Consider the following 21,499-nt stretch of genomic DNA (forward strand, 5'->3'; position numbering starts at 1 on the left):
AGAGGATCGACTTCATGAGAAATCGGGGACTTATCCTGGCCTGTTTGTGCCTGTTGCCTCATTGCGCCCGCAAAAATGAGGATCAGGCTACGACCGCCTCCCTGCCTCAGCGCGAAGTCCTGGATCCTTCCGTTTATACCATGACCGCCTATGTTTTCAGTGCTCCATCCCTTACTGATAAAAATGCCAGGATAAGCGCGGAATGGTCCGACGGAGGCGGCGAATTTGTGCCAGGGTCAGAGGCCAGGCTCAGCCGCTTGCGGCATATCCTGACGCCGGCTCAACGGAATCAAAGCCTCCAATTCAAGTTTGCAGTGAATGATGATGAGGCCAGCAGTGGGCCACTGAGTTTCAAGGACTGCGACTTTGCAGGCAGCGTAGGTTATCCCAGTGACGATTTTCGTCATATGATTGTGAATTACAACTTCGCTGTCGGCCCGACGCAAGGAGACAGCGTATCGGCTGACCCCCAGCCTGTGCCCACGCCTCAGCTTGCCGGTGCGATCCTGGAGCGCGCTCCGCTCGGTTCCTCGGGTCCTGATGAATTGGCTGTTCAATGCGAACGGATTCACACGGAACCAGGGGAAAGGAGGATCATCCTCAAGATGACCACCAGCAGTGACCAACAGGTCAAGGTCGCAGCTGCAGGGAAAACCATCATTCCCATGGTTCTCTCGCGGGAAAGTTATCTTCCTTACATTAGACAACAGTTCGCCTTCGATTTCCCGGCCGGGTCGTCCGTTTCGGATGCAAAAATGGACATTACGGTTCAGTCGCCGAAAGGGGATCATAGCTACCAGGTGACTTTCCAACGATGTTTGAATCTGGTTTCAAGCCAGGATAAGGAATTGATCATCTCCCAGGAGCATGCGCTCTATTTTGATGAAGCCGGCAGGCTTGGGGATGGTGGTGATCTCACGTGTTGCCTTTCCAATGGAACCTGCCAGCAGATGATTGTGGGTCTACACTAGCGATCCTGCTGACTCAGCTGTTCCAAAGTTTATCCATGTTCACAGCATGGGCGCTCGCGAGTCTTGATTTCCAGTAGGTTGTGAATGGCGCATTTTTTGCAGTTATTCCGTACATTCTCAAGATTAGAGGGAGAGTTTGTGACGAGCTGGAGAGCATTGGTAACTCTCGGTGTGCAGCTGATGATGCCGATGGCATGCAGCAGGAACCGGGATCAAAACTCTGATTTACAGCAAGAACCTGGCCTGGCATCGAGTTCGCCTTTCGAAAGCGTGACCTATTCCTATTCCAATTTCGTCAACAGCGGCTGCGGCAGCGACTCAGCTGATAAGTTTTTTTTGTTCAATGGTGATGATTTGAAAGAGCCGATTTTTGCAAGCCTGGCCGGCGCTCCGAAATCGATGTTTGACCGCAGCGTCGTCTGTAAGACTTCCGCAAGAGGCTATGACCTTCGTCAAATCAGATTAAAGATTAAGAGATCGGACGGCTCGTCCGAGATCCTGGCATCGCCAGATCTGGGCTGCGTTCGGGAGGTTTCCCCCGACTTGACTGGTGTCATCCCATCTGAGCTTCTGAGCGAGCTGAACGAGGCCCTTCAGCCAAAATCCATGAAATCTGCGCCATCCTTCCAGCAAAGCAAACTTGCCGTCTATTATCGGGATGAGCGGCTCATGCCTCTCGATCTTGCCAGCTTTGAAGCGCTCGGTAGCTATGCCTGGGACAACTCAAGAGTTTATTTTTTGAGTAAGGTCCTGGAGAGCGCGGATCGAAGCAGCTTCACAGCTTTGGCATCCGGTTGGGCCAAGGACCAGAATCATGCCTACTTCAATGGTGAGATCGTCGTCGGAGCTGACCCAGGATCGCTGACATTGGATAAAATCAATCCAAATTATGCTGTTGATTCCAAACAGGTTTACTATCAGGGCCATGCTGTTCCCGGTGTTGTTCCGGAGGACTTCGCGTGCCTGGATTCCGATTTTTGCAAGAACAACAGTCAGGTGCTGTTCTTGAACAACCTCGTGCCCGATGTTGACGCTCCATCATTTGTCGTTGATTCATGTTCGAGGGGCCCGCAACCTCGAATGCTTTGTACTATCCCCTCAAGGATGAAACTGGTCTGTCAGGTGCATGACAAGAACCGAAGTTTTGTCCTGGAGGAACCCCCGAGCGCAATCCTGTCCCTGGAAGGATCGGATATGCATTAGATTGACTTATCCATTCATTTTATCCTTGCCAACCAGCAGCGTTTCCTTCAAATGATGACGTGGAATGCCCGGTGGACGTCCGGTCCGGGCCCTCATCACAATGCATGGATGTGTCATGAATCTTGCTTATGTAAAGTCGTTGAGTACACTTCTGAAGCAACCGATCGGGGCAGGAATTCAGCCGCAACTGGTCGATATTCAAAGCCCTCTTTACCGGCCCCAGTACTTCGGCGAACTGATTCGCGGTATGGCCCGCAGGCATCGGCCTCGCTTGCGGAAGAAAGTGCCGGCCGCCACGGCCCAGGTTCGCTTCAGTGAGCTGGACCGCCACGACTGGCATCAATTCATTGCGCAGACCCAGGATCACATCCAGGCTCCACTGACCTATTACAACAGCGCAGGCGCCTTCTGCCTGTTCCGGATTCTGGGCGCACTGCGGATCAACTTCAGTACGATCCTGCACCTTCAGTCGAACTACGAGCTGACCGCCCCGCTCGAGACTGTAAAACCCGACAGTGTCTATACGATGAAGATGGAGCTGTCAGACGTTGTCCCCCGCAAGAACCAGTGTATCCTCATCATGAGAACGGAACTTGCGGATGAGAACGGCCGCGTGGTGCGCGTGCATAAGGATTTCTGGTTCGTGAAGAAGTGTCCGCCGCACTTTCTCGAAGGGATAGCCTCCGATCAGGTGGAACTCGCCGAGCGCTTCCGGGGACTTTCGAAGCGCATGAGCAGCTGGCAAACCTGGGATGGCAACACGGTCAAACGTCAGCATCGTCTCGGAGCCCAGGCTGGACTCGATTACGGCCGTATTTCCGGTGATCACAATATCATCCATACCACGACCTGGGGCGCCCGGCTCTGTGGGCAGAAACGCCCTTTCCTGCAAGGATTTGGGGTTATGAACCTGACTCTGCATTATGCCACGCAGGTGAAAGGTTCGCCGGCCGAATCGATATCCATTACCTTTGCTCGTCCGGCTCTGGTCGATCAGGTCCTCGACTTCCATTTCAATGGCAATGCCTTCGAAATCTGTGATGAGAGACAGCGCCTCGTCGCATTTGGGCAGTATTCCTGAGCTGCAGACGTTCGCCTCATGAACGGACGCTGGGGCGCGTGTTCAATCGCCGCGAACGCTTGGGCGGCATTCCTTCCGGTCGGGGGCGCAGGATTTCATAACTCGGGCACAGATCACTCAGGATGCATTGATCACAGAGCGGCTTCAAAGCTTTGCAGGTCTGCCGACCATGGACTATGAAGTACCGATGTTGTCCATGCTGATACCTGGGATCGATGATTTGCAGAAGCACCTTTTCAGCCTTTTCCGGTGTCGGCTCATTATGCAGTCCAAGGCGCGCCGTGACGCGAAACACGTGAGTATCGACAGCGAGAATAGGTTCACCCTCGAGTTCGCCCAACAGCACGCTGGCCGTCTTGCGTCCCACTCCCGCCAGGCTTTCCAGATCCTCGCGACGCGAAGGGACTTCTCCACCGAAACGCTCAACTAAAATTTGACTGGTTTTATGAATGTTACGGGCTTTGGTCGGAGCCAATCCGATTCTGCGGATGAGGTTGAGAAAACCATCCGGGCCTAGATTCAGCACGGTCTGGGGCGTGAATTCCTTTTCATAGAGGGGCCCCATCACGCTGTTGACCATGGCATCCGTATTCTTGGCAGAAAGGATCATGGAGACCAAAAGCTGATAAGGAGTCTTGTAAATGAGACCCAGCGGCGGGATAGGCGTGGCGGCTTGAAATCGATTCATGATGGCTTCAACCCGCGCCCTGAGCCTTTCCATGGATTTCGACGTGCGCATTTGGAATGCCCCCAACGTTCCTGTCCCCATTACAGGGAATTCAGAAAGCGAACCAGCTGATCCCTCTCGGTCTTATTCATTCGGGTCCTGACATATTCCTTCGATGCTTCAGCCTGCCCACCATGCCACAGAATAGCTTCCATGAGTGTGCGAGCACGGCCATCATGAAGATAGGATTCCTGCTGAGTACCATATTCAATTTTATCGGGCCCAACCTGCACGGGAGTGGTTGAAACATGCCTGGTTAAACCAGACCCCCAGAGAGGTGGAGTTCGCCATTCCACACCCTGGGCAGACTCGCCCGGCAGTGAGCTGGCCAATTCCGGTCCCATATCGTGCAAGAGGAAATCTGAATAAGGACGAATGAGTTGATCGCGCAGTTCGGCAAAAGGATGGTTCGAGCCGGTCCTGATTTCCGGCGTGTGGCAGCCATCGCATCCGGCTTTTTTAAAGAGTGCTTCTCCTGCTATGACTTCAGGATGATTCACATCGCGTCTTGGAGGAACGCCGGTTGTTGCAAGGTAGCTCACGATCCTGACAAGGCTTGCGGTGTCAACTTCTGGATCCACTTCTGTCCTGTCTGGAAAGATTGCCGAGCTCACGCCCATATCATCGCGGAAAGCCCCCGCAACCTGATGAAGAAGAGAGGCTTTTTCGGCCTTCCATCCAAAACGGCCAACTCTGATAAGCCCATTTTCTGGATCTTTGACGAGACTGGCTCTCCCTGGCAAACCTTCCTGCTTGCTGATGATCGTTTGTTCATCAATAGCCTCGATAAGCCCAAGACCAATCAGCGGCGGTGTGGTTCGCGGCGAGAATTGGCGGATATTCGCCGCCGAGAATGTAAATTTTGGTTTTCTCAGTTCGAAAGCCTCACCGCTTGCGAATTGACCTTGGATTCTTTCATAAGCCACCGTCACAGTTGACTCAGGCATACCTTTGATAGCCTGCACTTGCAGGTTCGTTCCAAATGCAGGATGAGGCATGGACTTTCGATCAGCTGTAGCTTCGCCAACTTTGAAGACCATATTGTGAATGGGCTCACCCTCCTTCGGCGGTAGCCCACGGCCATTGTTGACATGACAGGCAATACAGGACGTCTCGACGAAAAGCGGACCCGCTTTTCCGATAGCCTGGTCGAGTATTCCGTTGCGTTTGTCGGAATGCTCCCCGTTCTCGAAGTTTGTATGGAAGAGTCGGCGGCCTTCGACAAAAACTTGCACATTCTGTGGTGCCATATTCAGAGCAGGCTGCCCCAGCATGAATTCAAGTTCGTCGCTGGTATCCGCGGAATTGGTCAATGTACCGCCGCTGAGTGCATTGGCGGGGAGGGGGAGACCAGCCCGACCGTCGAACAGCGATTGACTCGGATTGACGCCAGTTTCCTCCCAGGCGATGACTCCTGGTTCGCTTAAACGCAAGAGCCAGGCGGGGGAATAATAGTTGGCATCCCCGCGTGGAGGTCCTCCAATACCACCAACACCGTCTTTAGCATGGAGGTTGAACGTAAACTCCACCTCCATAAAGGCTCCGGGTTTTATCAAATCACTCCGCAGAACATGCTGGTAGAGGTAGGGGCCGTCAGGCAGGTTCTCGGAGGGACTTTTATCTTCAAAGATGCCTGACGCGAAATAGTCATTGAGAGAGGTCGCTGCCGAATAGAAATATCGACCCGTTATTCCAGGGCGCTTAACGGCTTCACCCAGGCCGTCCATCGGCCAATTCGTAGTGATATTGAAAACGATTTCAGGGATACCAGCTCCTGACTTGTCGATGACTTCAACACCAAAGCTGCGCCGCTCGAAATAGAAGGCTGGAAAGCCCAGATAGCGGCCTATGATGGCTTTGGCAATAGGATCAGGGAATTTGGATGACTCCCGCACATGGCGTTCAGCCACTCTTGAACCAAAATATGTGTACGCAATGCCATCGACGATCTTGTTCTGACTTATTTGCCTGGCAGAGTTGCGATCATAGAGAGGGAAGAACTCCCCGTCGACTGCGACGAGAGGCTTCGTGCCAGCGCCACGACGTTCACTGTTCGGCACCGGAGCGCTTGAATCGGTGCGATGAGCTGGACGAGGTGAATCCGTTTCGCCCATGCAGCTGATCAAGCCAGGCCCTGAGATGAATACCAGGATGAAGAATCCTGTGAACCTTGGAAAGGGATTTAACCCTGTTTTTGATGATATGAAATTTCCAATCTTCAATGGTTATCTCCTGGAGTCATATCAGATACATTTTCATGTATCATGTTTTTGGGATTATTCAATCTGCACGTTCATTCATTCATTCATTCATTCATTCATTCATTCAGATTCGCTACCTCCAGATGACATCGTGAATTTAGGTCAATCATGAAAACAAAACAAAATGTTAGAAATTGCGGTCTGCGAACCAAGGATATAGAACTGTCCCCAGCACTCACTTGATAAGTTTTCATGACAAACAAAATAGCATTGCTTTTTTGACTGAGGGGGGATCATCACATGCCGATGAAAAACGGGTTGGGTTGGGTATTTTACGCTTGTCTCTGGGTCTGGAGTGGTGGCCTTCAGGCCCAGCTTGGAAGCTTTGCGCCAGCTCATGTATCCGGTTCGCAGGATTCGCTGGAAACATTCCAGGCGCGACGTCCTGTTAATAAAACTTCGCAAATACAAGGCCCCGTTCCATCGAACACATGGTGGAGCAATCTTCTGGTCCGCGATGAAGTCAAGACCATGTCGCCTTTTCCGCTTTTCTATAGCTCCGCTATTCATGAATATCCCGCGGAGGGTGAAGCCTTTGGGATTGCCGTGGCGTTCAGAGGGGCCGGAAAGCCCACGGAACGCACGCAGGGCGTTACGGAATTGCCGGCTGGCAAGGTGCGGACGATAGGCTCCGATGTGCAGAGTCAATTCATGATCTGGAACAGCTCCATGCAACGCGCCTCGACCAAAAGCCGGCTTCACGCTTATGGTGACTGGCACATCGTCACAGAAACGTCGGATGCTGGCGGTCACCGGATGTACACAACCATGACCGCCGGCTCGCCTTACAGTTATTTTGAATTTCAGAATGGGCAACCGCGCATCCGCCTGAACAGTCATGGCGGGCGCATCGACATTACGAATGGTCAGGGACAGCCCATCCTGCGGGATGGCGAACAGTTTGTTGGGGATCGCATTCTGGTGCAGGTTCTGCATCCTGTCAGCCAGGAGAGCAGCCTCTGGGGCTTCTTTAGCACGGCGGGAACCCAGTGGCGCCGACAGGGGGAATATCTGGAGGTCATCATTGGAGGGAATGGAAATGAATTGAGCACGGCGCTCCTGCCGCGACGTGAGGACTTCCAACTCTTCTATCAGCATGCTTATGCGAAAATCGTGGGAACCCGGGCTTCCTATACTCATGTGGAGAAGGAGGCTCTTATCAGGACGGAATTCAGGTTTGAAACAAAGCTCACGCGACCCGAATTCAGTTCGGAAGTGCTCACAACACTTTTCCCGCACCAATACAAAAATATGCCCGCGGGAGGGCAGAATTCCCTGGGATCCTACGCCACGCTTCGGGGTTCGATGCGGCTTTGGAAAGGGTTAAGCTTCCGAACAGAACTTCAGAATCAAGGCATCCTCCTGACCCTCAACCAGCCCTCCGCATCGGTGGGCTATTCAGCCGAATTGCATCAACAGTGGATCGTCTGGGAAGACTATGTGAAGTCCGCGTTTGGCGTCGATACTTATGGGACCGGCAAAGCGCTGCAAAGAGCGGCTCAGTCGCTGGCTGTTGCCGAGGCCATTGGCATGGACTGGCTGCATGATGAGATCGTGCAAGGGCTTTATAATGAATTCGCCGACTGGTTTACCTATAGTCCAGGTTCCGAGCCAACCTTTTGGGCGGACAATCAGCCTTACAAGTATTTTTCAAACTATCTGCCGACACATGGCGACTGGGGACACATTGTGGGCTGGCGGGCCTCCTACGGCACGCCGGCTCTGAATGATCATCATCTGCACTATGGTTATTGGATTCATGCGGCCGCTCTCCTGGCGAAATATCATCCTCAATTTATCAAAGACTATGGCTGGGCCGTCGAAAGCTTGATTCGGAATATTGCGGCACCAGATCGCCAGGATCGCCAATTTCCCTACCTCCGTGCCTTTGATCCTTATTCCGGCCGCAGTTATGCCAGTGGCTTTTATTGGTTCGGCTATTATGATGGCAATGATCTCGAATCCAGCTCCGAGGCGCTCAATGCGTGGCAGGCCATTTACCAGTGGGGCCAGGTGACCGGACAAAAGCAGTATCGTGATCTTGGGCTCTATCTCTACTGGACGGAGCGATCGGCAGTCGATCAGTACTGGCTTGATGTTGATGGTGACGTTCATCATCCTGCCTATGATTTTCCTCTGGTTGGCATCCTCCGTGAAGGCGCCTATGAGTTTAAAACTCACTGGGGTTCGCAGAACATTGAAGAGTACTTTGGCATTCAGCTGCTTCCCTTGACTCCAGCCACACTCCATATGGGTCTGAATCGGAGTTATACCCGGAAAATATGGGATTTCATGTCCCAAACCAACAGACAGGCGAAAGGCACTGATTTCGACACCTGGCATGGAACCATGCTGAATTTTCAGGCGCTGGTCGACCCGCAGGCCGCCGTGCAACGCTATCAGTTCGGTGAGATGGCGGGGCTTCCGGGGCAGGAATATAGTCCACTTCACGATCACGAGACCTGGTCCATTATTTATCATTTTATTCACAATCTGAATCAGCTTGGACGTCCCATGGCAGGCTTTCGAGCCGATGCACCGGCTTATGGAGTATTTGAAAAGCACGGGCGGTATACGTTCGTAGCTTTCAATCCCTCGCGGGATCATGCCCTAAGCGTAAATTTCCATGATAGGAATGGATGGGTGCATACGATCAAGGATATTCCGCCCGGAGAAACGGTTTATTCGGTGAAGAATTGAGGAATTCGCCTTATTTGCTGACACGAACGTTGAGTTTCATTTTAGGATGGATGGCACAGCGAATTTCGCCTTCCCCGGCCTTTGAAAATACATGACGCAGCTCGGTGCCGGCCTTTTGCACGCCCAGGTTGAATTTCATGACCTCGCTGGTCGTGAAAACATTATGGGGAGTGTCATCATCGTTCTTGAAGACGATGGTGTCCCCGGGGTGGATAACGATCTTGCTCCTGGAGAACTGCCGACCTTTTTGCGTGATGACGTGATCCTTGGCCCAGAGGGTGGGGCACACGAGGAACAGAGCCAATGTTGCTGAAATTCCATGGGACATGATTTCCCTCTCAAGCTATCGCGGCAGGATCGGAAGGACGACCGATTTGTCCGCACTGGTCAGGGTTTTTAAAAAGGACAAAAGATCGGCTTTTTCCTGGCTTGTTAAACCCAGTGGACGCACGTCTTCGGCCTGGCTCAAACGCCTGGCCTTGCCGCCCTGATCATAAAATTCGATAACGTCGACCAGCGTCGCAATACTGCCATCGTGCATATACGGAGCCCGTCGATCGACATTGCGTAGGGTGGGAGTTTTGAAAGCATGCTGCAGGATCTCAACGTCGGGCAGGATTGCACCACGCCCCAGATCGGCATCAGGCAGACCGATGTCGTGAAAACTGTCGTCTGTCAATCGCCATCCGCTGTGACAGCGTGAGCAGAGGGCTTTCCCATTGAACAGAGCAAATCCCCTCACGGCTGCAGGCGTCAGAGCCTTTTCCTCGCCCTGAATCCAACGATCAAAGGGAGCGGTGCCTGAAACTATGGTCCGTTCAAAGGTTGCCAAAGCCTTGGTCACCGTGGCGATGCTTAAGCCTTCTTCAGGATAGGCCGCTTCAAAGAGCGCGCCATACCCTGGAATCTTGCGGAGCTTTGCTACGAGATTTTCCGGAGGCATATTCATTTCACTCTCGGAGGCCAAGGGCTCGAGCGACTGACTTTCCAGCGAGTGCGACCGGCCATCCCACAGCATCAGCTCGCTCCAGGCGAGGTTCAAAAGAGTTGGGGTCCGGCGGGGCAGGGGCTTCATACCAACACCCAATGCCCTGGGTAAACCATCGGTCCAATCGAGGCCTGGGTTATGGCAGGTCGCGCACGATAGCCAATTGGATCCGGATAAGCGCGGATCAAAAAACAGGGTTTTTCCCAAGGATTCCCGCGCGGACGAGTGAGCATTGTCCTTCGGAAAAGGGATACCCGAAGGTCTTTTATAGAGTTTCCTGGTGGCCTGATCCACGCCGGACGCCCCTGCGTCCTGCGAAGCCAGCACAAATCCCAGGGTCAAACATGTCACGAAAATGCTCCGCACGGCCCTTTTTTCCCTAATTTTTTTCGATAAATTGCCGATTCCACAGCAGTTGGAACGTCTTTCAAGGGGATCGGAGTTTTATTTGTTTAATTTAGTCAAAAAAAAACTGCCCTTGGCTACAAAGTTTCACCTGACTTTGGTGGTTCCCCTGATCCTGGTCTCCATAGCGGTCAGTGCCATGACGTTACGGGGACTTCAAAACAATGCCTCGCATCTGGCTGATGTCCTGCGCATCGAATCCAAAACCAATCGTATTCTGTCACTCCTTTTGCTGCAGGACGATGCATCCAAAGCCATGCTGATCGACCCGAATCAGCTTGAAAAATTCTCGGCCAAGAAAATTGAAGCCTATGATGACCATAAGCAGCTTCTGAATGAACTGCAGCAGGAAGTCAGTTCGGAGCGCCTCCAGGACCTGCTCCGCAAACTCCAGGAGTACGATGAGCAGAAGCTGAGGCCGATCGACTCCCGGGTTCTGGAAAAACTATTTGAGAATGTGGATCAGGCCCGCGCGATGTACTTTGATCAGTACGAGGTCCACAAAAAGGGCTATGAAGCGCTCATCCGTGAGCTGGCGGAAATCGGCGCCGAAGACCTGAAGAAAGCCAGCGAAGAGCTGCATGAAAAGAATATGCGCTCTCTCCTCCATGTCAGCGTTACCCTTTTGCTTGGCATCATTTTGATCACCGCAACGATCACCCTTCTATCGCGCCAGGTGGAAAGGTCCGATGACAATACCCGGAGTCTGCTGCATGTTCTCAGTGAAGGTCTCTTCTTTTTTGACAGCACGGGCCGGATCGCTGAAGAACGGTCGCAGGCTCTGCTGACCATCCTGCCAGGCAGCGGGGACATCAGGAACCTGCAGGACTTTGTCAGCCAGTACGCTCCAGGTGCCAGTAAGAATGTGGCCTCCTGTCTCCGCATGCTCTGGGATGAGTCCCACGGAGATTATTTCCAGGACCTCTCCGCTCCCCTGAGTCTTTTACCCAAGGTTCTGGTCCTTCCTGACCAGCGCATCATTCATCTTGAATATCGCCCCCTCCGTCATGCCAAAGGTGGGTTGGAACGCGTCGTCGTGGTCGTGGCGGATGTGACTCAAAAGCTGCAGCAGGAGAAGGACGCTCTCCTCCAGGCCGAACGGGTCAAGAAAATCACAAGAGCTGCCGCACGCACCGAGGATTACCTGGCGTTTCGGGATGAAGCCGTGGAAATCCTCAAACGAGTGGATGCAGTTTTTCAGCAGAAGTTGGAGGCTTTAAACCCTGCGGGAATCCGGCAGCTGAAACACGACCTCCATTCGTTGAAGGGCACGCTGGCCACCGCCGAGTTCAGTTATCTGGCCACGGAAATCCATAATCTCGAGTCCTTGATCGAAGATCATGGCGTGCACGGGGCCTCGGTTCTGCAAGCGTGGGAGCAGATCAAGGATCATTGGAAATTTGAAACGACCGACATAGCCCAGGTTCTGGGTCTGAATTTGCGGGCGGGCCGCATCAGTATGATCAAATCGAAGTTTGAAAAGATTATGCAGTATGCGACCGTGCAGAGGGATTCCGCTTTACAATCGCTGCTGACGGACTGTCTGCGCCAGCCACTCCAGGAGGTTTTCGCGCGCTATGAGCATTATCTGCAAAGCACTGCCGAGAAACTCGGCAAGCAGGTGATGCTCACCTTTGCTCCGGATAGCGCCGAACTTGCCTCCTTCGAGGTGCAGAAATTCGATGCCGTTTTCAATCATATCCTCCACAACAGTGTCGACCATGGCATTGAAAGCCCGGACGTGAGAAAGCAGCTTGGTAAACCGGCCCAAGGCACCATCCAATGGGCCGCTTATCGCAAGGCTGATGGCGTTCTTCACTTTATCATTCGGGACGATGGCCAGGGTGTGAATGCGGACAAGCTGGCCCGAAAAGCTGTCCAGGCTGGACTTTGGACGGAAGATAAGGCCCAGGCGGCGACCCAGCAGCAGAAAGTCGAACTGCTTTTTCTTCCTGAGCTTTCATCGCGTGATGAGGTCACGGAATTTTCTGGACGGGGTGTGGGCATGGATGCGGTCAAGGAGCTGGTGCAAAAGCTGGGTGGCACCATTACGGTGTTTTCTCAGGCAGGGCTTGGGACCCAGTTTGAGATTGATATTCCACCTCAGGAGCAGGACTGGGATCGACTGCAACGCAGTGCCTGATCAATGTTGCGGGAGCTGGCCGCAAAGGGTAAGCATGATAAAGTTTATTCTGACCTTTATGCTGATGATCCTGGCCTGGACCGGGCGAGCACCGGCTCAGGAAAAAATTGCAGAAGGTCGGCTCGTCTTCAACCGCTGGCTCAGCTGGGAGGAAGTGCAAGGCGGCACGCCTCCTGCCGATGGTCAGGCGATCGGATATCCCTGGATCTTTGATGGGATGGCCCCTTCTGATGCCGGTTTCAAGCGAATCGGTGCTTACTGGTACGCGCTGCCTCCTCTGACACCGGGTTTTTATCAGCTCAGCCTTGATTTTCTGAATCATGGTTACACAGCCTGGCTCTGGAATGCAGCTGAACCTGAGCGGCGGCTTTTCATCTCGGGCGGGCAGGAAGGCCTGAGCGAAGACACCGAGCTGCGAACCGCGATCCGACGCATCGTGCCTTTGGTGGTGGGACCTGAGGGGCGCTGGTTTCTGGTGATCAACTTCTCCTTCCAGGGACGCGATACAGGAGGACTCTGGTCCGAGCCTCGAATTGCCCCTGGTCATACGCTCGAAACACAGAAGCATATCCATTCCAGCCTGGTCTATGCCACCAGCGGCTCGTTGATTATTATGGTCTTCTACATGACCATGATGTTTGTTCGGCGACGCGATGACTACCCCAGCCTGTTTTTAGCTTTGATATGCCTCGGGCTCATCCTCCGCATTGTAGGTGTGGAGATGATCCTGTGTGAACTCCTGGATCCGGTGGCAACATCCCTGATCTATAACTTCTCCCGGCGCATGGAGTATCTCTCGGTTGGGCTTCTGAATTTCGCCATGCTGCCCTTCATCACAACGACTTTCAGGTCCGTGACGCATTCGAAACACATCGTCCTGGGCATGTGCGCCTTGAGCGTCCTCTACATGCTCTCCTGCTGCTTCAGAACGATTGAACATGTGCGCACCGACGTTCTCCTGATTCAAATCCTCGCTGTCTTTAATCTCGTCTACCTCGTCCGCCTTCTAATTCGGGCCATAAGGAACAAGGAGGAAGGCGCCTATTACATGCTGGCTGCCTCGATCCTTCCTATTGTTATCTTCGTCCTGGAAATCCTGCATTCGCGCATGGGGGGATCCATACGACTGGGACATTTTGCTGGAACGCTCTTTGTTTTCCTTCAAAGCCAGCTTTTGGCCAAGCGCTTTGCCAGCGCCTACAGTCGAGCGGCCCATCTGAGCGTTTCCCTGCAATCGGAGGTCGAGAAACAAACCAGCCAAATCCGCCATATCATGGATCACATACCGGAAGGGCTGTTTATTATCGATCGGACCAAAACCATCACGCCGCCTTACTCGAATTTTCTCCAGGCTGTTTTTCCCGGAAGGGGACTGACCGAACGACCCATTCTGGACCTTTTCACCCAGCGTTTTCAAATGCCGGCTCAGGAAGTGGCCATGGTGGATTCGATACTGGAAGCCTCGCTCGGCGAGGACTGCATCAATTGGGAACTGAATCGTGAGCACATGGCTGAAAAATTCCTCAGCGCCGATAACAGGACCTATCGCCTTCATTGGCATCCGATTGAAAATCAAGGGCAGATCGTGCAGTTCCTGGGGATCATCCATGATGTTACTGAGCTGCAAAGGCTTGAAGCCGAATCGCGTGAACAGGAAGAGGACTTCCGCATCCTCAGGGAATTCCTTTTTGCTCCCAAGACCATGATTCAGAGTTTTTTGCATAAGCAGACAAAACTCATGGAACTGATGTTCCAGGCCTGCGATCGCGAGATCACGATGACGTCTTTGAAAACAATTTTTGTTTACCTGCATACGCTCAAGGGCAATGCGCGGCAGCTGCATCTCAAGGAGCTTTCCGACCTCTGCCATGCAACTGAAGAGCCGCTGCGGCTTGCCTTAACGGAAAACCATGTTTTGGATCGTATCGAGCTGGTTGCCCGCCTCAGAGTGCTGGAGACCAAATTGGAGCGTTATCGCAAGGTTTTTCTGCGCTTTTTCGGTCAGGAGGAGGAGGAATCCTTCAGCCTCTTCTCGGCCTCGGAAACGAGCACCCTGCGCCTCTGGCTGGAGTCCGGTGCGAACGTCCGCGAGGATATCCGTCTTCTGATCCGCTCCAAGCTGGGCTGGGATCTGAAGGACTGGATTGAACAGTTGGGGCGTGAACAGCTGCGCCTTGCGGAGAGCCTGGGCAAGGCAACCCCCAGCCTCATTCTTAAGGCGGATCGGGCCTTTGATTGCCCGGTGGAATTGCGTGATGCGCTGCTGGATGCCCTGGGCCATTTGTTCCGCAATTCCCTGGTGCATGGCGTGCGCGCGGAGCGTGGCACCCTGCATGTGGGGATGGAGGGCGCATCGGAGCTGGAGCGCCTGACCATTTACGACGATGGCCCTGGTTTGGATGTTGCCAAAATAAAGCAGAAAGCGTGCGAACTCCAGCTGATTGCGCCTCGCCAGCGGCTCACCTTTCATCAGCTGGCCGAGTTCATTTTCGCCCCGGTATTTTCCACGGCGGATGCGGTTTCCGATCTGGCCGGACGGGGCATGGGTATGAATGCCGTGCGCCTCCTGTTGGAACCCTTTGGGTCCGTGATTTATCTGGAGCCATTGGATCCCGCGGTGGCGCAAAGCGTGGATGTTGGGAATATGGATTTCGTTCCTTTCCGTACTGTCATAGTTTTGCGGGCTTCTGCTGCTGATGACTCTGCCTCGATGAAAAGATTGGGTTAGGTGGTTTTCCATGGGACGTTAATTTTTTTTCCTGCTCTTTAGAAACACCAGCGCCAGCCCGAGAAATGATAAGCGTCGTCGTTCCTTGTCTGCTCATGCATATTTTGATGAACCAGGCAAAACAAGGTGGATATTCCAGTCCTATAAATCGGTTTGATCAGACGGGTGTCCTATGTGTATTCCTAAGCTGATGGTTGGGTGGCTGGTATTTATACTCAGCGGCTCAACGTGGATCACGCGGCCCCTGCTGGCGCGAGCTGCGCCGATTCTTGCTGTTGAAGAGAAGGATGAAGTCGTCAAGGTAGGCGCCCCGTTTTCCTACTATATTGACAACTCAGGCAGCCTGACGATCGAGGACGTGGCGGCCAGTTCTGAACTGGGCTGGCTGGTTTCCGAATCCGAAGACATCAAAACAAAGACGGACAGTCACCAGAAGGTTTTTGCCCGGGTGATCCTGGATTCGAAGGTCAGCGGGAATTATACGCTGGCTCACGATTTTACGTTTGATCCTCTCACGCGATTCAGAATGATTCTTGTGAATGCTGACGGGGCTGTCGTCAAAGAGAGCTTTTTCAAGCCGAAGCCAACCTTTGAGATCGGCCTCAAACCGGGGATCAATACCATCATTATCGAAGTGTCGAACAGCACCTATGAAGCGACCAAAATCCGCTATCAACTGCTGAAGTCGACCGACTTTGCTGTGCAGCACTTCTGGCGAGGAAACTTCTATGGAGTGATTTTTGGGATCGCCATCGCCATGTGTGTCTACAACATGTCGATGTTCTACTTCTTCAGAAACCTTTATTTTCTTTATTACTGCCCCTACGTCCTGGGCTTTGCCACGATACTGGCTTATGGTGCGGGCAGCATTCCGCACCCGGATATGAACCTGTTCTGGCGGCTGCCGATCATTATCAGCGGAATTTTCCTCTTTCTTTTTAAATCGTCGGCTCTGAATCTGAAGACCTATACTCCGAAACTCTACAAGGTTTTTCTTGCGCTGACTCTGCTTCACGTGGCGGGTGTCACCTGGTCGATGTTCAGTACTTCAGGCGGCATGGCCATCTTCTTTGCCCCCTTCCTGATTACCGTCGCCATCGCCTGCGCGTTCGTCCGAACGAAACAGGGTTACAAACCGGCGGCGTTCTTTGTTTATGGTTGGTCCCTCTTCTTTATTGGGTTTATCGTCGGCTTCATACAGCTCCTGTTTCCGGTGGACTATGCGTTTCACTTCTCGGGGTTTATTGGATTCTCCCTCGAGATTATCCTCTTCTCTTTTGCCACCAGCTATAAGGCCAGGTTGCAGGAGAAAAAGATGAATCAGGAAAACGAGCATGCCTTCCGGCAGCTGCAGAAGGTGTTCTATCCGCATCAGATCAGCCAGATAAAGAAGGCGGCGGAACTCGAATCCACCATGCCGACCCACCCAGGGGTGGCCTGCGTGATCTGTTTTGATATCATCGCCAGCTCCACCATCCAGCATGAAAAGACCAAAGACTTTTTCAGGAATGTCTTTCGACGATGCAATGAAATCATGATGAGTGGCTATGATCCCGATACCATGACGGCCAATGCTTACCGCATCAAGGAAATGGGCGATGGCTTCCTCTGCAGCATCGGTTATCCGTTCAAGTCCAAAACCGGATTCATGGCCAAGGATGCTCTGGACGTCGCGACCCTGTTTCATGATGCGTTTCAGGAAGAGGTCGAAAAGTTTGGTTACCGGGAGCCGATTTACTGCAGCATAGGAATAGCCCTGGATCATATCACGGGTTTTTATCCGGAAACAGGCGCCAAGGAATACGATCTGTACGGCAAATCCATAGTCCTGGCCACCCGGTATGAAGGCATGAGGAAGGTTATCTTCAGCCGGATCAACGCCAGCGTTCTGATTCTGCAGGCCCGGGTCTTCCTCAGCCTTGACGAGCAGGAGGCCAACACGTTCACGGAGTACAACCTGCACGACGAAGGACTTGTTGTTCGGGATGACCCTGCCGCCAAAAGGCTTTATTTCAAGCACCTGCCTGAGACCCGCGCGAGCCGGGAACGCAGTACTCTGGTCAAGGCTTACGATTCTGCGGGTTGAACCGCCCTCCAGGCCTGGCTAATTCCGGAGACGCTGCAAACGCCTGCCTTTAAGAACCAGATTGATGAAAACCAACAGAACCCCGACAGCTGTGAACACGATGGCCAGGATATGGCTCTCCTGTGAGGCAAAGGCGGCGAGCGCTATGTTGGAAAGGAAAGCTAAAATGGGTATGAGAAGAGGAATCTGAAAGCCCACTGTCCTTGGCTCCCGACGTTTAATCACAAACAAGGAAATGTTGACCAGACAGAACATCGCTAGGATCAGGGTTGCCGTCGTTCCCGCCAGGAACTGAAGAGTACCGGAGAGGGCCAGGAAGATCGCGACGGGAAGGATCACAAGAAGCGTGCGGTGAGGCGTCGCGCGTTTGGGGTGCACTTTTCCTAGCCAGGCCGGCAGTATTCCTTCCCGGGACATGCCGAACAGCAGCCGGGACGCTGTGACCATGTTGAGGAGAGTCGTATTGAGGACTGCAAACATAGCTATGACTGAGAAGACTATGGGCGGGAAATCAGGCTCCGCCCGGCGCACGACGTCGAGGAGCGGGGCGCTTGAGGTCGCGAGTTCCGCAGGGCCGACGACACGAACCGCAAGCCAGGCGACGAGGATATAAATGATCCCGGCGATTCCCAAAGCAAGCAGGATGGCTCTTGGAACATTCCGCTCCGCATCTTTCACTTCCTCCGAGACATTGGCAATATCCTCAAAGCCGATGAAGGCATAGAAGGCCAACGCGGCTCCCTGCAGTATCGGAGTCCAGCCCAGGCCTTCGCCGGCGGCACTGGGAACGTTTTGCAAAGCAGCTCCGGCGGCGCCTCCTTCAATGCCCGTTAGAAAAAGGATGGAAACCAGAATGACAAGAATGAGTCCGGAGACCTCGAGCGTCGTGCAAAAAATGTTGAGCCCAGAAGACTCCCGCATGCCCCAGAACGTCACGAATGCCAAACCCAGGAAAAGGGCGAGAATGATAGCGGCGGGTGGAATCATCGGGGCAAAGGCCAATAAATAACCCGAAAAGGCTTTCGAGAGTGTGGCCATGGAAACGAGGCAGGTACAAAACATCAGCCAGCCCACGAGCAGGGAGAGCCAGTCCTTGCGGAAGGCTTTTTGCACAAAGGTGGCGACGCCTCCACTTTTGGGAAAGCGGCTGGAGAGTTCAGCGTAACTTAATGCGGTCAATGCTGCGACGGCCATGGCGGCCAGGAATGATATCCAAACTGCAGAGCCCGAAAGGCCCGCAATTTTTCCCACGATTGCATAAATTCCAGCGCCGAGGATATCGCCGACTCCGTAGATCACAAGCGTGGTTAAGCCAAACACTCGCTTTAATGAGGCTGCTTCTGCTTTTTCTGCCATAAGGTTTCTTTTATCCTTTGTTGGTTCTTATCCCTAGGTCCGCTATTCTCATGACTTTTACGCTGGTGTCGAGAAAAATGAAGAGGCTGGAATTCTTTGTAGACCCAGCTGGAATGGGATGCAAATGTACCCCCATGCGCCCGGGGCCCTTCCGACCTTTGCCCCTGTCCCCGGTTCGCGTTAGACAGACTTATGCGATCAAATTACGCAAGCTTGTGGCCCCCGTTGCCAATGCCTGGAAATTTGCAGTCCTTTTAAACAAACTGTCGAGAATTCCAACATACGATTTACCTTAATTCACTGGAATCATGGCCGCGCCGCAGGGCATAGTCTTTGCTGAAACTCCGAGTAGAAGCCACTTCAATGGGGAACCCTCATGAAAAAAATCACAGTCGGAATCATGCTCGCTGCCCTCAGTGTCGCTTGCGGTCGCCATACCGAACAGAAAAGCGCGGTCCAAAGTATCGCCTCGACGGCGAATGATAAACTGATCGCTGATGTTGATGCGGCAACCCGGGCCAATGATGAACTCAAACTCAGCGAGGTCATTGCGAAAAAAGACTACTACGGGCTGAGCGACAAGGAAGTGAAGATCATTCGGGAAGCTTTCACGGCCGAGGAATATAACCGGCTCGTGCTCAAATTCGTGGATCCCAATAACAAACGCGGCCTGGCGTCGCCGCAGTGGGCCTTTATCCCGGACGTCTCGGATGATTCCGGCGAGTTGAAGGAAGTTGAGGTTGTCGATAAGCAAGGTCGCAAGGACCTGGTGGATGGAACGGACAACGTGGAGGCCCTGGCTTTCCCGCTTATCACTCTTGGATTTTCCGAGAAAATCGAAGGGGCTATCAAACTGAGACTGGCTGATGATCCGGCGGCGGACGGCGGCTTGATGCTGAATTCTCTGGAATTCTCGGATGATCATGAACCATGGATCAAAGGCGGTGCCGAGGTTTATGGGGTCGTCAGCTTTATCGGCAAGGACGGCAAGGGAACGAGCGAACTCGTGGAGTTTCCGTCGGTTGATTACGATGGTGAGCGCTATGATTTGCGTCAAATCGTGCACTTCTGGCCGAAGAATCGCTATCAGATCGCGAATATCGCGTTTTTTGAACATGATTCAGGCCATAACTATGCTGATCTGACCAAAATATTCATCACAGCCGCCACCAGCATCGTGACGTCGATTATCGATCCGACCCAGACCACCACGATTGCCATTGCCGGCATCGTCGGACAGCTGGCTGGCAAGATCGTGGATGCGCTCCCAGCCGGGACGTTTACGGATGACGATGATTACATGGATACGATTAATACGATCGAGAAGTATGCGCCTGGGGTTCGGAGCGGTGTTAGTGGTAATGCCAGGGTTGAGATGTCTCTGTATCAGGTGAAGATCAACGACGAGTAACCGGCCCCCTTCGGGGGTGACGTGCTGGGATCGGTGACGGCGCTGGGATCGGTGACGTTGCCGGGTCGGGGTGACGACGCTGAGGTCGTCTGCCCTTGTCCGCGAGGTTAGAGATCCCCCTTTTGCTCATGCTGCTTGATGGATTCGTCGACCGTTTCCCGGTCTCCCTCAGCCAAACCTGGAGTGAGGCCTATCTTGCCTTTTTCTGATTCCTCACCATCCGAATCCGCAGTTTTGAACTGCGGTTTGTCGGATGAACGTTCCTTTTTGGGATGTTGCGGTGTAGCCATATTTACTCCCTCCAATTTGCCCCTTATGTTGCCCATTTCCTGGAAAAGAACAAGCTGGCAGAAAAATGCAGGGCCCGCCTCCTGTTGCCTCGAAGCGCGAATATAGGTTAAGCAGGACATGAAACTTTCAACCCAACGGCCTCCCGAATTCCGAGGCAAAGGATAGTGTTAATTATGGCGCTTCGACGTGATCCTGTGACCTGGCAATATCCCATGATCGAGCCCTACCGTAAGGGTCGATTGCGAGTCTCCGATATCCACGACTTGTATTTTGAAGAGTCGGGCAACCCGCAAGGCAAACCCGTTGTGTTTGTACACGGGGGACCCGGGGGCGGAACGGATGCAAGTCACCGGCGCTTTTTCAATCCCGAGCTTTATCGCATCATTCTCTTCGATCAAAGGGGTTGCGGCCAGAGCACGCCGCATGCCTGCCTCGAAGAGAACACCACGTGGCATCTCGTATCCGATATGGAGGCCCTGCGACAACACCTTGGGGTTAAACGCTGGCAGGTTTTCGGCGGATCATGGGGGAGCACCCTGGCTCTGGCTTATGCTCAAAAGCACGCGGATGCTGTGACCGAGCTGGTACTGCGTGGGATTTTTCTGCTCAGAAAACAGGAGATTGATTGGTTCTATCAGTTCGGCGCCAGCGAAATTTACCCTGACGCCTGGGAAGCCTACCGCGATGCGATACCGGAAGCCGAGCGGCATGATTTCCTGTCGGCTTATTATAAGCGTCTGACATCGGATGATCCCGAAGTTCGCTTGCGAGCCGCACGGGCCTGGAGCGTCTGGGAAGGGCGGACCAGCAAGCTGATGCCCGAGGCAGCGTTCGTGGATCGCTTCGATGGAGCGGAGTTCGCGTTGGCTTTCGCGCGCATCGAATGCCACTATTTTGTCAACAAGGGCTTCTTTGACAAGGACGATTTTCTTTTGCAAGGCATTGATCGCATCAGGCATATTCCTGCGACCATCGTTCACGGTCGTTACGATGTCGTGTGCCCGCTGACATCGGCCTGGACCCTGCATAAGAAGTGGCCCGAGGCTGAGCTGATGATCGTGCCTGACGCCGGACATGCCGCCGGCGAGCCCGGCAATTGCCGGGCTCTGGTGGCTGCGACGGATCGTTATGCAGGCTTAAGAGAGTGA

The 21,499-nt window shown here is 53.3% G+C and carries 15 protein-coding genes; 9 read left to right on the forward strand and 6 right to left on the reverse strand.

Annotation, left to right across the window (positions count from 1 at the left end; genetic code table 11):
• The first annotated feature begins 14 nt into the window (after positions 1–14).
• The 3 genes from OLTU_RS13010 to OLTU_RS13020 all read left to right on the forward strand — a co-directional run bounded on the left by OLTU_RS13010 (position 15) and on the right by OLTU_RS13020 (position 3,255).
• The gene (locus tag OLTU_RS13010) at positions 15–971 is read left to right on the forward strand and encodes a hypothetical protein (RefSeq protein ID WP_141733195.1); all 957 of its coding nucleotides are present in this window, start codon (positions 15–17) and stop codon (positions 969–971) included.
• 84 nt (positions 972–1,055) lie between these two features.
• Complete coding sequence (locus tag OLTU_RS13015; protein ID WP_141733196.1) at positions 1,056–2,174, forward strand: DKNYY domain-containing protein; 1,119 nt, start codon at positions 1,056–1,058, stop codon at positions 2,172–2,174.
• 115 nt (positions 2,175–2,289) lie between these two features.
• Positions 2,290–3,255 carry a hypothetical protein gene (locus tag OLTU_RS13020; RefSeq protein ID WP_141733197.1) on the forward strand — a complete coding sequence of 322 codons (966 nt, stop codon included), beginning with the start codon at positions 2,290–2,292 and terminating at the stop codon, positions 3,253–3,255.
• 16 nt (positions 3,256–3,271) lie between these two features.
• On the opposite strand, the gene OLTU_RS13025 is transcribed toward OLTU_RS13020, so the two are convergent.
• Complete coding sequence (locus tag OLTU_RS13025) at positions 3,272–3,943, reverse strand: endonuclease III domain-containing protein (protein WP_218110011.1); 672 nt, start codon at positions 3,941–3,943, stop codon at positions 3,272–3,274.
• Positions 3,944–4,023: 80 nt separating this feature from the next.
• The gene (locus OLTU_RS13030; RefSeq protein WP_141733199.1) at positions 4,024–6,204 is read right to left on the reverse strand and encodes a di-heme oxidoredictase family protein; all 2,181 of its coding nucleotides are present in this window, start codon (positions 6,202–6,204) and stop codon (positions 4,024–4,026) included.
• A 279-nt stretch (positions 6,205–6,483) separates the two neighbouring features.
• Between OLTU_RS13030 and OLTU_RS13035 the strand changes: the two genes are divergently transcribed.
• Positions 6,484–8,943 (forward strand): glycosyl hydrolase, encoded by a 2,460-nt coding sequence (locus OLTU_RS13035; RefSeq protein ID WP_141733200.1) that lies wholly within the window; start codon positions 6,484–6,486, stop codon positions 8,941–8,943.
• A gap of 10 nt (positions 8,944–8,953) precedes the next feature.
• Here the strand turns inward: OLTU_RS13035 and OLTU_RS13040 are convergent, their stop codons facing one another.
• Both OLTU_RS13040 and OLTU_RS13045 read right to left on the reverse strand, forming a co-directional pair.
• On the reverse strand, positions 8,954–9,271 hold the full coding sequence (locus OLTU_RS13040; protein ID WP_141733201.1) for a plastocyanin/azurin family copper-binding protein: 318 nt from the start codon (positions 9,269–9,271) through the stop codon (positions 8,954–8,956).
• Between the two features lie 15 nt (positions 9,272–9,286).
• The gene (locus OLTU_RS13045; protein ID WP_218110012.1) at positions 9,287–10,282 is read right to left on the reverse strand and encodes a cytochrome-c peroxidase; all 996 of its coding nucleotides are present in this window, start codon (positions 10,280–10,282) and stop codon (positions 9,287–9,289) included.
• Between the two features lie 97 nt (positions 10,283–10,379).
• On the opposite strand from OLTU_RS13045, the gene OLTU_RS13050 reads away from it, so the two are divergent.
• From OLTU_RS13050 to OLTU_RS13060, 3 genes are all read left to right on the forward strand, one after another.
• Positions 10,380–12,479, forward strand: a complete 2,100-nt coding sequence (locus tag OLTU_RS13050) for an ATP-binding protein (protein WP_176736579.1) — start codon at positions 10,380–10,382, stop codon at positions 12,477–12,479.
• A 34-nt stretch (positions 12,480–12,513) separates the two neighbouring features.
• Positions 12,514–15,207 carry a 7TM diverse intracellular signaling domain-containing protein gene (locus tag OLTU_RS13055; RefSeq protein WP_176736580.1) on the forward strand — a complete coding sequence of 898 codons (2,694 nt, stop codon included), beginning with the start codon at positions 12,514–12,516 and terminating at the stop codon, positions 15,205–15,207.
• Positions 15,208–15,379: 172 nt separating this feature from the next.
• Positions 15,380–17,293 (forward strand): 7TM-DISM domain-containing protein, encoded by a 1,914-nt coding sequence (locus OLTU_RS13060; protein ID WP_141733205.1) that lies wholly within the window; start codon positions 15,380–15,382, stop codon positions 17,291–17,293.
• A gap of 18 nt (positions 17,294–17,311) precedes the next feature.
• On the opposite strand, the gene OLTU_RS13065 is transcribed toward OLTU_RS13060, so the two are convergent.
• Positions 17,312–18,649: an APC family permease gene (locus tag OLTU_RS13065; RefSeq protein WP_141733206.1), complete on the reverse strand. Its 1,338-nt coding sequence runs from the start codon at positions 18,647–18,649 to the stop codon at positions 17,312–17,314.
• 400 nt (positions 18,650–19,049) lie between these two features.
• Here OLTU_RS13065 and OLTU_RS13070 point away from each other — a divergent pair, with 400 nt between their 5' ends.
• Entirely contained in the window at positions 19,050–20,060 is a 1,011-nt protein-coding gene (locus OLTU_RS13070) for a DUF3103 family protein (RefSeq protein ID WP_218110013.1), read from the forward strand.
• 107 nt (positions 20,061–20,167) lie between these two features.
• On the opposite strand, the gene OLTU_RS13075 is transcribed toward OLTU_RS13070, so the two are convergent.
• Positions 20,168–20,350, reverse strand: coding sequence for a hypothetical protein (locus OLTU_RS13075; protein WP_141733208.1), 183 nt, complete (start codon positions 20,348–20,350; stop codon positions 20,168–20,170).
• 174 nt (positions 20,351–20,524) lie between these two features.
• On the opposite strand from OLTU_RS13075, the gene pip reads away from it, so the two are divergent.
• Positions 20,525–21,499, forward strand: a complete 975-nt coding sequence (pip, locus tag OLTU_RS13080) for a prolyl aminopeptidase (protein WP_141733209.1) — start codon at positions 20,525–20,527, stop codon at positions 21,497–21,499.

Origin of the sequence: Oligoflexus tunisiensis (assembly GCF_001748245.1) — a bacterium.
Classification (GTDB): Bacteria; Bdellovibrionota_B; Oligoflexia; order Oligoflexales; family Oligoflexaceae; genus Oligoflexus; species Oligoflexus tunisiensis.